The sequence below is a fragment of the Bradyrhizobium vignae genome (assembly GCF_900324035.1).
GTDB lineage: Bacteria > Pseudomonadota > Alphaproteobacteria > Rhizobiales > Xanthobacteraceae > Bradyrhizobium > Bradyrhizobium vignae.
Genome location: NZ_LS398110.1, coordinates 6,572,351 through 6,584,811, shown reverse-complemented (window position 1 = coordinate 6,584,811; position 12,461 = coordinate 6,572,351). Strand labels below are relative to the sequence as shown.

Sequence of the window (12,461 nt, the reverse complement as noted above, 5' to 3'; positions counted from 1 at the left end):
ATTCGAATGGCGCGCGCAATGAATGATAAGTCTCGTCTGCTTTCAGAAGAAGCGTTGACAAAATACCGCATTGAGCTGTTGGTGAAGGGGACGGTGGTGATCGGCCCCCAGATGTTATTCACCCAAGATGAGTTGGCCAAGATCGATCAGCTGCAGACTGAGATTCCCGAAGAAGAAGTGAGGGAGGGAGATGCCGGCGACTCGCACAATGTTTTCGTCAAACGCGTGAGGGTCGACCCGCCCGGCCGCGCTCCTAGCGATGTGAGCGGTGCAGCTCCAGGGCAGATCATGGAACTGCTGGAAAGGAAAGACCGCAGCTTCGCGCTAAGAAAGATCTTGGGAGCAACGTCGGATTACGTGATTCGCCGGTGCCAAACGCATCGGATGCCTCCTGGTTCGTTTGTTGGCATTCATCTGGATGCTGCGAGCGATCCGGATTTCGAGTACGCGGTCATTGTGCAGCTGGCGAGGGACTTCGAGGGAGGTGAGTTCGTGGTATATCCTAGCGGGTACGAACACCAGGTATTCCGACCGCCATTTGGCGCCGTGCTTGTCACCACATGTAAGCTGCGGCACGAGGTGAAGCCTGTGCTGTCCGGCGAACGCCGATCGCTGGTCTACTTCTGTTCAAAACGCAGCGGCGCGAACCGCCGGATCATCGAAAACTCTACCGCTGGCGTGTGAGGTGGGGTGGCTGAGATTGCTTTTGAATGAAGTTGGTAAGGGGTGAGCTCTCAGGAGAGGGGGTAGCTTGGCCTTCTTGTGCTCAGACGATCCCTCGCAAAGGCTGCCAAAATGCCGGTCGGAAGTCATCGCAATCGTTGATGCCTGTAAAGGCCACCACGCGTAATCCTAGCCGAGGTTGCTCAGAGTAACTGCGGCAAGCCATCGTCGCTGCGTCAAACCGGGAGGTGTGTCGGCGCGCGCTATCGTGTACTCGCGCTTCGCGTAGGAAGCCCTGTATTGTCGTAAGGTTCTCCACAGCAATCAGACCTAGCAAACAGCCGAATGCTCGGCCCGTTTGGGACGGTACCTGCGCGCACTGGGTCTTTGGAACGGCCATCAGAAGAGAAGACTCTTCTGAAGCTCCCTGATCCCGCTCGGCCTTTTGCTCGACCGTCCTGCGTCAGCCGAGTCCTAAGTATTTATTTCGACAGAGAGAATGGATGGACTTTACCTGAACTCGGGGGGCTCCAGCAGTCGGGCAGCGGGAGCCCGCAAGAAAACTTGTCGGTTTCCTCGTCGGCAGATGCCGCGGCTTTCGAACAGCAGTTGCGGGAGATCGCCAATGCAGGTGGCGGCCTGCCGATGCAAGTCTCTATTCATCAAGTCGGCGCATCCTTGCCACGCGGTCGAGCAGGGACAAGTTCGGATTAATTGAGCGGTTGAAGATATATTCGCTGGGATCTCAATCAAACCATTCGCAGTAGCCGCTGCTCCAGGTCGCGGGCCGCCGGCCTATTGCGCGCAATCACAAGGCACTCCACCGTGCCAACCTCTGCGTCGGAGGCAAGCGGGATCACGCCCTCCTTGCGTGTGGGGTCGAACAGAAATCCGTCCTGGCTGAAACGCTCACACGCTGTTTGGAGGGATCGTGATCGAACATTTCTTACGGATAAAATAACATTGCGACCGGAATAGTCGAAGCCCAGCAGCCGGACCGCAATGCTGTGTAATACCGAGCCGCCACCCCAGCGGCCGTTCGCTTCATTAAACAGCAGCCGTCCGTCATCCGCGAAAATGGCGTCAATGTTGATCATTCCGCGATATCCCAGGTTTCGCGCAAGCGCCACGAATCGGTAGGCATGCGCCTGTGCAATCAGCCATTGCTCGTTCCCCAGGTCGCTTGGAATCTCAAGTCCTGTCCAGATCAGAGCTCTTTCGGACCGATCGGCGCTTTTACGCAGACGTATGTTTCCACTGTTCGTGAAGACGATTGAACCATCATTCTCAATTTCATACTCGAGATAGAACAATGACTTGGCCCGGTGGTACGACTCCACGACCAGCGTCTTACAAGATGCGTTTGTCATCTCAGACCAAAGCGCATCAGGATCAAACGAGGGCCACGGAATTCGCCGGGTATCTCTTGCCCCCGGTAGTGGATCGCTTTCGTTGCCGGTCAGGATGACGTTTCCGACTCCACCAGCTCCATTGTCCAGCTTTACAATGACGCTGCCAGTCTCGGCTCTGAGGGAAGTAACAGCTCTAGATAGTTCGTTTGGGTCTGCCGTGACGGAACCATTGGGCAGCGGAAGTGCGACGCTTGTCGCTAATTGACGGAAGTGGCTCTTGCGGTTCAACAGATCAGGCCCTCGCTGCAGAGCGAAGTCGCCGCCGGTCTGCGGTATGCCCAACATGGCCGCCAGGCGTGCGACACCTTCGGTAGAGTAACAGGGATATAATCGCCAGGTTGATTTCTGACGAATATGTCTGTTGATGCGCTCAACAACAGTCTTAGACAGAAGTGTGCCATCATCAAGGACCGGTGATTGGCGGCCACCTTCAGGTACAAGGAGACAGAGACTCGATGCGTCGAAATCGAGCGTCGCGCCAATGAAGGAGAGCAGATCCGCCGGGATGTCTACCGGGGACACTATCAGGTCACCTTCATGAGCAAACCACGCCGAACGGTATGCCGAATTGGCGGCGAGCGAGAGTTGAGCTCGCGTCAGATCGACGCCGGACATTTGAGCTGTACCGGCATTCATGATCAGGATCCGCGGCATGCGCGACCTCCGGGCATTTGGGCGCGATCAGACAGGGATCGTGATGCCAATAATGGTGAACTTGGTACGTCTTGGTGAGCACTAAGCGAAGTTTGATTTGGCGCCGTCCCGCTCCGAGAGAGGATAGGTCGATGCTTTCTCATCGACCATTGCAGCTCTGGATAATTCCGCCTGCTGATGCTGAGGATCGCGATCCGGTCTCCCTTCTGAACGCCGCGCTGATTGAAGGAGCGAGCGATCCGCTCAGTCTTTCCGTTGAGGCTGACGAAGCTGAGAGTGCCCTTCGAAATGGATCGCAGGTTTGTCGGAGCATGCACACCGGTTCGGTCGATCAGGCGGCAGAGATCAAGCTCGTTATGCATGCGACTCAGGCCCGCATAGTATTCTTGCCGCGAGTTGCTTTCGCCTCAGCCCAGAATTGCTTGGCGAGGCCCCGATCACATGCTTTGCCCTTGTGCCTTGGGATGACGCGGCATTTGATGGTTCTCATGGGTTGCGAACAATGGATACTGCTTGAGGGCTCGCGGCCGATTGATCACTCTCTCTGTTCTGCTGGGCGGCGGCCGTGTGCATCTGTCCGTAGTGGTAGGCACACCATGAAGAGAGTTTCTTGCCGCGTCTTTGATATACAGGCTCGCCGCACATATAGGCCTCTCTGGCGTCTCCATCTTTGAAGCCGATGATGCAACGGCATTGGCCTTCAATATGATCGATTAACAGGACCTTCTTGACCCCGTCGGGCTCTTTCAACTTGCTGCTCCATAATCCCAAGCGATATCTTCCGATGAACCGAGATAGGTGCCCTCCTCAAGAACGTACAACTTAACGTTACGTCCGATTCAAGCCCTTTTATGCAACGTCATGAACGGGACTGGGGCTCCAAACCGGGGCGCCGACCGGTCTGGTGTCCCACGCATTCAGCGCTGCGATTTGCGTCAAGAAAGTTCGTCTGCTTTTGAGATCAGGGTCGCTGATGGTAGCCGTTCGATGGATCGCATCGGATGAACCGTCTCGAGATGGCTCAACACCAAAATGCCCGGGACGGGCCTGCCCCCAAGAGGAGCGGGTGATCAAATGATTGCCGCAGCCGTCACGCCCCGCAACGCGCTCGACGTTGGCCGGTAGGTCGCGATACCCTGCTGCGACGACCCTGGCCAATTTGTTGATCTGATCTGGCCGCTCCGTCGGAGATTCGATCACGACCCAGGTGCGAATGCTCTCAAGGATCGGGGCGATCTCGAACGCGCTGCTGAACATAGTTGTCTGACGCCTTGGCATTCGATTGTCATCGCTTCCGCAAGATCATGACATGACCATTTACTCACATCGGAATCGAGCCAGAAGGTCTAGAGAGGCTCTAACGGTTGTGACTCAAGGCGTGCCGTTGATTCCGTCCTGCTGCCGGAACGATGCTACTCGCCTGTCGATCACAACTGATCTACCAAAGCTGGTAGTTTTCGACAGGCCGCACATCGGCGCTAGCATAGACAAACAAAGCGCCGAAATCGCTGGAGCTCATGAGACCGTTCAATACGAGCTCTAATCCTTGAAACCAGTCGCAGCCCAGGCAATTGTTTGAGTCGGATCGGCAATCGCGGCGGTAGCACTGAGAACTGCCGCCGCCACTGTTTTCACGGGGCTCTCATCAAACAGGAAGCGCCCTGAGCAACCCGGCGACGCGCCAGTGCACATGCAGCCGCGGTCGCGATCCGACTAGGCGACGCTGGAGTCTCGCTGGACCCGTGCGGCTGGGATGATGCCGATCGCGGTACGGCGCGCGCCTGCCAGATTGTCTCGGGATGTAGACGGCATCGGTGCACCTAATGCACTTTTAGGAGAATACGTCTTTTTGCATCGAGAAGATGCTCATCGAGTGTGGCGTGCAGCGCACCGCGCAGCTCCGGCGGGATCGAGCTATCTGTGTCGATCAACTCCCGAAACTTCCGAATGATGTGTTCCATCACTGCGATAGACCCGAGTGTTTCAATCCTCTGCGAGGACATCATCGATTCTCTCCTTTGGCGCGCGGCGCGCTTGATGGCGGGTCCTCACCTCGGCGGCCCGGGGTGAACAGGATTTCGTCGACAAAAAAGTGGGCTCTCGGGCCGCGTGCTCAGCGCAAATTGCTTTCGTGCGGGCGAGCATAGGCGGCGCACGCTCCTTGAAATCCGCAGAGGTGGTGCGCATTCGAGGCCGCAATATTTTCGCACTCGTGATCCGCAGACTTGATCGCAATGGAACATCGGCCCGCTCGGCTGTCAGGCGTTCGAAACCGCGATCAGGCGCTTCAGTCGACTGGCTGCGGCGCCGCGATCAAGTGATTCTTGCCCAAGTGCTACGCCTTCCTGCAGTGTCGAGGCCCGCCCGGCCACGACCAACGCCGCCGCAGCGTTCAAAAGAGCGGCGTCGCGAAATCGACCTGGTATGCCATCAAGCACATTTTGCAGCGCGACGGCACTAGCCTCCGCATCCCTGCTCTCCAGCGCGTCGTTGCGGCAGCGGGCGAGCCCGGCTTCTTCGGGCGTCACTTCGAAGGTGCGGACTATACCCGCCTCGAGCGCAGCTACAGACGTTGGGCCGGTGAGGGTTATTTCCTCGAGCCCGTCCGAGCCATGAACAACCCATACCGACTCGGCACCAAGGTTCTTCAAGACGTACGCCAGAGGCTGCACCCATTCAGGAGAGAATACCCCAACGATCTGCCGCTTGAGCCCCGCCGGGTTGCACAGAGCCTCGGCCAGATTAAAGATCGTATGGGTTCCAACCGCGCTTCGGATCTGCCCGATGCGCTGCATCGCCGGATAATGCACGGAGGCAAACATGAAGCCGATGCCGGCTTCCTTCAAGCAACGTGCGATGGCCTGAGGCTTGAGATCGACCTTCACACCGAGGCGCGCCAGCAGGTCTGCGGCGCTTGAACCCGAAAACGCAGCGCGGTTGGCATGCTTGGTCACAGGAATGCCGGCCCCAGCGACGATGAAGGAAGCACATGTCGACACGTTGGCCGAATGCATAAGGGTCTCGCTCGTGCCAGCCAGACCGACGGGGTCGCATACCGCCTCGACCCGCGGCACTCTATTCCGCATCGCCCAGGCGGCGCCGGTGACTTCTTCGACCGTCTCGCCCCGGACGCGCATCCCCATCAACAGAGCACCGATTTGCGAGGGAGTTGCGTCACCCGACATTATGCTGTCCAAGGCTGACGCGCTTTCCTCACGCGTCAGAGTGGCGCCCGTGGCAACTTTGCCGATGATCGATCTAAGCACTTCCATCGAACTTTACACGCTTCCTTGTCCAAACCTCGAGCTCTTCCGTACAGCGAGACATTGTTCAAGAGACCCAGGCACCGATTGCCTTGATGCAGTCGCCTGCCCCACGCGGCACGGCCCAATCGACGCTTGAGGCGGCAGTCGGTTGAGTGTGGGCACAGCTTGGCGAGGCTACAACCTGACGCTACGTGAGGGTCAAGCTCTCCATTTCTGGCCGCCACATCTTCACCTCGAGTTGCTGCTTTTATGGCCAGTGTCTCGCGCGGAGATCACGTAGCGACATTGCTGACTGAGGCTCGCTTGCTTGGATCTCAGGCAGGCAGTGATGGCGGAGCGATCTGGTATGTGGCTGCTACAAAGGCGGAACACGTCATCCATGCAAGCCTCTTTTTCTTCTGCGGTCGGTGTTTGATCGCCCGCGTTGACCGGCTTTGGGATTGCCACTGTCATTGCCACGACAAGGGCAATGGCGCAGTGGAGTGTGAGGCGCGAAGTGAACTGAGTTGTTTGATCTTGAGTCATGATTTACCTTCAAGGCCCGTGTGGCTGCGTTATTGTTCTTCCTGCGCGAAGCGCAACATGACCTGTCAATCGGGAAACAGGCCGGAACTGCTTAAGGACATGCCGGCAAGCTCGTTCTTCCGCCTTTCTGGTCCGTACGGTGCAGGTCATTTGTGCGGAACGACAGAAACGATATCTGCCGTAGTGGCAGAGCACCATTAAGAGTGGAGGCACTAGCGGCTGAGCTGGTCCTGCAAGTGATCATCCTGGATCTTCCGTTGATGCAGTGCATACGCTAATGGCGCGAGGCATTGCTTGAGCGTGACTTGTGCTTAGGTGTTCTGGCGCAACCTACTCGCCAGCCAACTAATGACGCCGTAGCAGGAGGGACGCCGGGTTGAAGGGCCTGCGCCAGCTATCGCGCGGAGAGAGCAGGCAGAAGCGCAGGTGCACTCAAGCGACTGTTGATGATGCACTCGTCGTTTGGAGGGAACCATGATGGCGCGCGCCAGGACGATGGTTGGTGTAATTGCGCCGGTGTTCCGCGTTAAGTGAGGACGTTCGGTGGGCGATCTGGGATCGAGCCTCCGTCTCGCGTCCGTTCCGGTGAGGCAACGGTCAGGGGACCGCCTGCCGTGCAGATCTCGAAACGCGCGACTTCGTCCAGCCGCGACAGGAATAGCTCCGACGCAGCGCGGGCAAGGATGCTCCTGTAGGATCTTATCGTCCTGAGTGAGGCGCGCCAGGTGAGGCTCGATGTTTGAAGCATTCGTAGTACTCATGACGTGTTCGGGACGGTCTGGATTGTCGGACGTGTCCAGGATCGTACAATCTAACGCTACGTGCGATTCAAGTCCCTTCGTGCGTCCGATCGTCTGAGGATGTCGGGATGTGCATTCTTCGTTCGAGCTTCGGCTCAAACGCGCGCTGAGGCCCTCGAGAATAGCGGCTGTGCGCGGCGAACGTCTGCTTCGGAAACCGAGGCCGCGAGCGTCGCTGCTACGTGATTATACGGAGCGACGGTGTCGCACTTCTTTGATCTGTGAATTGCATGCTCTCGGCATGAATCCGAAAAGTAAACTCTACCAGCCCGACCACTGGCGAGGCCGTGCGGAAGCAACGCGAAAGAAGGCGGAAGCGCTCGATGACGGAAGAGCCAAAGACAGGCTGCTTAAAATTGCCGAGGAATACGACAAGCTAGCTCGGCGTGCCCAGATGTGGAAGATGCACAAAAACGAGGACGATATGTGGCCCGAGGAAGAGCTGTAAGCGTCGCTGACGCCCCGGCCTGTTGATCGCTACTCGACCAATGGCGCCCCAATGTCGCTTAGCGAGCAAGTCAGCGGCTGAGGGGTACCGCAGTGCGTCACCCTACGGTCCTGTGCCGCGCTCCTGATCGCGACACGTAAGGGAAGGCGGAGCAGGTCTGCTCAACGCCCGTCAGGTCGAGCTATTCAGTCAGCTTTCTCGAAAGCTAGTTCTCATATCACGAAAATGCGAAACCCTAGATATGTTCCGGTCAATGCTTGGCGCTTAGCGCGGAATCGCGGATGACGTCCGCGCGGGGACGTGTTGAGCTGTTAGAGGTCAGTGTTTGGCACTTCGTCCCGGCTGCAATGGCAATCAGTTTCGCCTACACCCGAGATATCTGCGTCACGCCTCAATTGTTCCTTTGCGCCGTGGATGCGCATTTCCAGGTAGTCGCGCGAAGTATTCGCTGGAACCGGAGTCTATGAAAGAGCTCGCCACGTCCGATCGATTCTGCGCATAAGGTGCGGCTGCGGCATGCGGGAGACGTCCGAAAGCCCCCGGGGGCTTCGTCCGACAGATTGCTTCACAAGAACGCTGCGACGATCCAGTAGATAGCTGCCCAAAGCAGCGCATTTAAAAGGAGTGCGGCCAGCGGCCAAAGATTCCACCTCGTTTGCGCCCGCCCGGAGCGATAATCGCCGCCGTAATGCTTGATCGTTCTGTGCTTTGGTGTGCGCCAATGCGTCATTTCATCAACTGTCGCGCTGGTCCACGGAAAAATGCCGGGCTTTGCATCCCTCGTACCACTCATAAGTTCGCAGGCCTCTTTCATAAGGAGAGTATCAGAATCGTTGTCTGTTGCGCGGCGAGCATCCGGCCGATGGGATGCTCGTGTATCGTCGGTACACTTAAGGCCGCTTTCCGTCTCCGCAGCAATCTACATGCCAAGACGGAGAAGTATCAGGACCGCTGTGATGCAAGCAAAGGCGCGTCGGTCGTGCGTTGGCGACACAGAGCCGCTGCCCGAGGTCGGGTTCGCGACGTCCATGTCTGAAAGACGACACCCGCGTTAGCAGCAAACGCGTGAGCGCGTTCGCGAGCGCCATACCGTGAACAATGAGTGAGGAACTTCCATCGTGGTGAAACAGGGAGAGCGGACGACCGTCGCACTAAATGAGATCGACTAATCATTGTTTCTGACCGTTAGCTTACGAGAGACGTCGATATGGCAGGCAATGCGCTGCATGTTTTCAACTCAAGAACGGTTCATGTCAGGCGCTCGCGGCTCTGTTACAGGCCTGTTCGACTTTACCTCGTACAATTCAAGCCGCGTTCATATAGATGGCGCAGTGGCAGTATTCGGACTCGAGGAGAAAGCGCGGATAGTCAAATGCTACAGTCTTAGCGAGCATTGACACGGCCTCGAAGCACCAACTGATGCCAGCACTGGTTTTGCGAATCGTCATCGAATGTGGATGTCGAGCGCAACTACAGGGGCGCGCCATGATTAGGACCAATTCATTGAAGAGGGGGTGGCGGCCAAGAGCCGCCAAGTTCTCGTGTTCAGGCAGGTCGCCGTCGAACATGAACGGGCGCTAACGCTTGCATGAAGCGCGAGAGAGCGGTGGCGGACATTATTGTTGCTGATGCGCGCTCTGTTCGGCCATGTGCGGCCAATACTGGCTGGCATCGATGAGCAAGATGCTTCGCATGAGAGAAGCTTGAGGACAGAGTTGCGTTGTGAGCGGGAAGGTGCAATCGGCGGACTGAGTTGCCATCGCGCGCATCGTGCTGCCGCTCATACTCAAGCAATCAGTGGCCCTTGAGAGCGTTCGTCGCCCGCAGTGAAAGCGTTAAAAGAGCATAACAGGAGAACGAGTGATGATGGACATCTGCGGCTTTCTCAGATGGTGCACTGAAGAGTGGTCTAGGAGCGCTGGGCCGAGGATCGAGCTGATTGACGAGTTGCGAGACAACGTCGTCCGCGTCGAGCTCAAGGCCATCCGAGAGGCAAAGGAGCGGGCGTGCGCGCGCAAATGATAGAGAAGCTGGAGGCCGGCCGCGTGCAACACGGCCGATTCGGTACCGCTCCGGGATCGGGACCTTGCGGCGTATTCCTTGTGCAGGGGCCTTGCGGGTGTGAACTAAAGATAAGTGGATTCGTCCGTCCCGGCTGGGAGCATGTTGCCGTCTCGACGCCGCGACGCTGTCCGAACTGGGAAGAGATGTGCTTTGTCAAAGACCTGTTCTGGGATGAGGAGGAGTGCGTCATGCAACTGCATCCGCCACAATCTCAGTACGTGAATAACAGCCGATATTGTCTTCACCTTTGGAGACCCACTCATCGGGAGATCCCGACGCCGCCGTCAAGCTTTGTAGGCATTGTTGGACTAGGGCCCTCAGACGCGGCAATGCTGTTCGCGCGGATGAGCGCGACAGCATGATGAGGTGAGTTGGTAATATCCGAGCGGAAGGTGACGCCGAGCGGCTGCAGAAGCACCGAGTCGGCGCGCCGATCTGAGGTGTCATAAGCCGGTATAGGTCAAGATCAATCGCGTGTTTGCCGTGTGGGGCGGGCTGAGCCTGAAATTTTCTGCTGTCACATTGGGCAGCTAACAGTGCACTGATCCGGGTAAGGATTGCGGAGCCGTGCTGAAAGGTCCGGCAGCAACATTCCATCGAGCCGGCGACCGGACACAACGCAGTCACTGGCCGTTCCGACGACGCCAATTGCGCAACTCTTTGGAGCGAAAAAGTATGTGCCGATCGGCGGCATAACGCGGTAATGTGAGATCGAGGCCAACGGGACGGTCGAATTCAGTTTGACGAACGCGCTTTCCAGGGGCGCCACGACCCTGTACTGCGTCCGGAATTGCAAAGGGTCGGCCTGCCGTCGCTGAGCGACAGACATGAGCTCGTCGGCCACCACCCCGCACCCGGAGCGAGGATCGTGAGCAGTGGCGGTGGAGACACCAAGTGGGCGCGGGTGGCGGTAGCTTCGGCACTTATCTGGTTGTCAGCTCGTCGTCAGCTTGCCGCGAATATCATCCGCAGGCGGGGCGTAAGCAGCCCGCGCTCGCTCTGAAGAAACGTACGCTGAAGCAGGCGAACCGGCATGTATAATCGAGTTAGTGGGCAACCCACACGCCCTAATCAAGCTGACGAACAGAGTCCGTCGGCGGACAGTTGCGGATTTGCGCAAACGATGACGGATCTGGCTCAACGGCAGAGTGCGCCATCTGGGGATTTGTCCGACAAAATGGGGCTCTGCTGCAGCAAGCCACATGCCTCGGAGGCAATCATTTATAGTCCGAGCACCTCGGATCCCAGCATATCCTCTCTGTCCTCCAGCTCAAGTCCATCCTCTCCAGTGAGGTCTACGCACCCTCTGTTCGAATACAGGACGGCCGAATTGCCCGAGGCCAATGTCGATGGAATCTGCGTTGGATTGGCAGCGGAGTGGCTCCTCAATCTTCCAAGCAGCCCTTCATCCCGGATGAGGGCGCTACGCCCGGGGACTCAAAATCACAGCTCAGCGGCAATGCGTCAGCAGCGATATGAAGAGCTCAAGACTCTGTTGCAAAGCGATAGAGCGGAAGAGTCTCACAACCTTGAGGCAAAAAGCGTGATGTTACGCGAAGCCGGCCTAGAGCCGTCCGCCGAACAGACGCGACATAGGTTTGGTACATCTTCGCGCATTGACCAGATCGTGAATGAAATCACCGACGATCCATCGGTCTATTTGGTCAGCTTGCGTTTCCGCGCAGGTGGTGCCCACACAATCGCAACGTCGACATCGAATGGAATGACGACGCTCTTTGATCCAAACTATGGAGAATTTACAGTTCAGTCAGGTCAGATGGGTGAGTTGCTCAAAATTCTCGCCGAGCGTTACAGGAGCCCGAACGGACATGATATATCGATTGTCGTCACACAAAGAATGACGTGAGTGTTTGGGAGGTTGCAACAGACGTGTCGAGCCCCACGGATCGGATCCTTTCGCGATCGATGCCGGACAGCCGCATCGGGTCCGAAAGTGCAATCGCGGCAGGCAACACGGATTGTGGCCCCCTGAACGTGCACCCGACGTGCTTGCTAGCGGAGCTCAACGCAGCCTTCGTTGCAGGAGTACGCTCGACAGAAGCTCTCTGAGAGTAGTGCAGCGAGACGAGAATAATCAAGAGAGGTGGGCCGGTTCACTCAGGTTGATGAGCGCATGCCCTCGCGCGTCAGAGCCTGAAGGGGCTGCGCGTGCATTCAAGCAGGTCCGTTGGCGGGTTAGACCTTGTCTGAAAGCTGGCTCAGCTCCTGGTGTGCGTTTCGAGGCCTTGCTCGCTCAAGGCGAAGGGCGAGCATCACGCATCCACTACAGCCGGCACAAGCTGTATTTTCGTCTGCTTCGGAATCGTCGCCGACCACTTCTCTAGTGACCTCGCCGCCAAACAGCTGCTGTCGAGGATGATGCGTGTCGCCGCACCAGCTCACGACCGAGTCAACGCTCGTCACGAGCTCCGCAACGGTACGGCCGTTGTCCTCGCCGCAGCGCTTCCGCTGCCGTCTGGCTCTGGTGACGTCGAAAACGGAACCGACCCAGTGATCAGGCTATGTGGGTTAGATCTGATCTCAGTCTCACACCGGAAGCAGCGCGGGCGCGACTCGGCGCTGGTCAGGTTGGACAGACGCTATTTCTGCCACGCCCGCACTGGTTGAA

Annotated in this window: 9 protein-coding genes and 1 pseudogene; 4 read left to right on the top strand and 6 right to left on the bottom strand. The window is 57.6% G+C overall.

Going from position 1 to position 12,461, the window contains the following annotated elements:
• Nucleotides 1–6: 6 nt before the first annotated feature.
• Nucleotides 7–684: a 2OG-Fe(II) oxygenase gene (locus BRAD3257_RS31900; RefSeq protein WP_122405178.1), complete on the top strand. Its 678-nt coding sequence runs from the start codon at nt 7–9 to the stop codon at nt 682–684.
• 728 nt (nt 685–1,412) lie between these two features.
• Here the strand turns inward: BRAD3257_RS31900 and BRAD3257_RS31895 are convergent.
• The 5 genes and pseudogenes from BRAD3257_RS31895 to trpD form a co-directional block, all read right to left on the bottom strand.
• A complete protein-coding gene (locus BRAD3257_RS31895) occupies nt 1,413–2,729 on the bottom strand; it encodes a preATP grasp domain-containing protein (protein ID WP_122405177.1) in 1,317 nt (438 codons plus the stop codon).
• Nucleotides 2,730–3,215: 486 nt separating this feature from the next.
• On the bottom strand, nt 3,216–3,479 hold the full coding sequence (locus BRAD3257_RS39445) for a hypothetical protein (protein ID WP_145987060.1): 264 nt from the start codon (nt 3,477–3,479) through the stop codon (nt 3,216–3,218).
• A 224-nt stretch (nt 3,480–3,703) separates the two neighbouring features.
• Nucleotides 3,704–3,986 (bottom strand): annotated as a pseudogene (locus BRAD3257_RS41410) (M20 family peptidase); the annotation flags it as partial.
• Nucleotides 3,987–4,549: 563 nt separating this feature from the next.
• Nucleotides 4,550–4,735, bottom strand: coding sequence for a hypothetical protein (locus BRAD3257_RS31885; protein WP_122405176.1), 186 nt, complete (start codon nt 4,733–4,735; stop codon nt 4,550–4,552).
• A gap of 252 nt (nt 4,736–4,987) precedes the next feature.
• Nucleotides 4,988–6,001, bottom strand: coding sequence for an anthranilate phosphoribosyltransferase (gene trpD, locus BRAD3257_RS31880; RefSeq protein ID WP_122405175.1), 1,014 nt, complete (start codon nt 5,999–6,001; stop codon nt 4,988–4,990).
• A 1,560-nt stretch (nt 6,002–7,561) separates the two neighbouring features.
• Here trpD and BRAD3257_RS31870 point away from each other — a divergent pair.
• The gene (locus tag BRAD3257_RS31870; protein ID WP_174221600.1) at nt 7,562–7,768 is read left to right on the top strand and encodes a hypothetical protein; all 207 of its coding nucleotides are present in this window, start codon (nt 7,562–7,564) and stop codon (nt 7,766–7,768) included.
• A gap of 565 nt (nt 7,769–8,333) precedes the next feature.
• Here the strand turns inward: BRAD3257_RS31870 and BRAD3257_RS31865 are convergent.
• A complete protein-coding gene (locus tag BRAD3257_RS31865; protein WP_122405173.1) occupies nt 8,334–8,582 on the bottom strand; it encodes a hypothetical protein in 249 nt (82 codons plus the stop codon).
• Nucleotides 8,583–9,786: 1,204 nt separating this feature from the next.
• Between BRAD3257_RS31865 and BRAD3257_RS42360 the strand changes: the two genes are divergently transcribed.
• Nucleotides 9,787–10,194, top strand: a complete 408-nt coding sequence (locus BRAD3257_RS42360) for a DUF7694 domain-containing protein (protein ID WP_430648804.1) — start codon at nt 9,787–9,789, stop codon at nt 10,192–10,194.
• A gap of 671 nt (nt 10,195–10,865) precedes the next feature.
• Nucleotides 10,866–11,699 carry a YopT-type cysteine protease domain-containing protein gene (locus BRAD3257_RS41405; RefSeq protein WP_122405170.1) on the top strand — a complete coding sequence of 278 codons (834 nt, stop codon included), beginning with the start codon at nt 10,866–10,868 and terminating at the stop codon, nt 11,697–11,699.
• The last annotated feature ends 762 nt before the right edge of the window (nt 11,700–12,461 follow it).

Bases quoted from the DNA above. Each gene is read 5' to 3' on its own strand.
- BRAD3257_RS31900 (WP_122405178.1), top strand. From the start codon at position 7: ATGGCGCGCGCAATGAATGATAAGTCTCGTCTGCTTTCAGAAGAAGCG.
- BRAD3257_RS31895 (WP_122405177.1), bottom strand. From the start codon at position 2,729: ATGCCGCGGATCCTGATCATGAATGCCGGTACAGCTCAAATGTCCGGC.
- BRAD3257_RS31885 (WP_122405176.1), bottom strand. From the start codon at position 4,735: ATGATGTCCTCGCAGAGGATTGAAACACTCGGGTCTATCGCAGTGATG.
- trpD (WP_122405175.1), bottom strand. From the start codon at position 6,001: ATGGAAGTGCTTAGATCGATCATCGGCAAAGTTGCCACGGGCGCCACT.
- BRAD3257_RS31870 (WP_174221600.1), top strand. From the start codon at position 7,562: ATGAATCCGAAAAGTAAACTCTACCAGCCCGACCACTGGCGAGGCCGT.
- BRAD3257_RS31865 (WP_122405173.1), bottom strand. From the start codon at position 8,582: ATGAAAGAGGCCTGCGAACTTATGAGTGGTACGAGGGATGCAAAGCCC.
- BRAD3257_RS42360 (WP_430648804.1), top strand. From the start codon at position 9,787: ATGATAGAGAAGCTGGAGGCCGGCCGCGTGCAACACGGCCGATTCGGT.
- BRAD3257_RS41405 (WP_122405170.1), top strand. From the start codon at position 10,866: ATGTATAATCGAGTTAGTGGGCAACCCACACGCCCTAATCAAGCTGAC.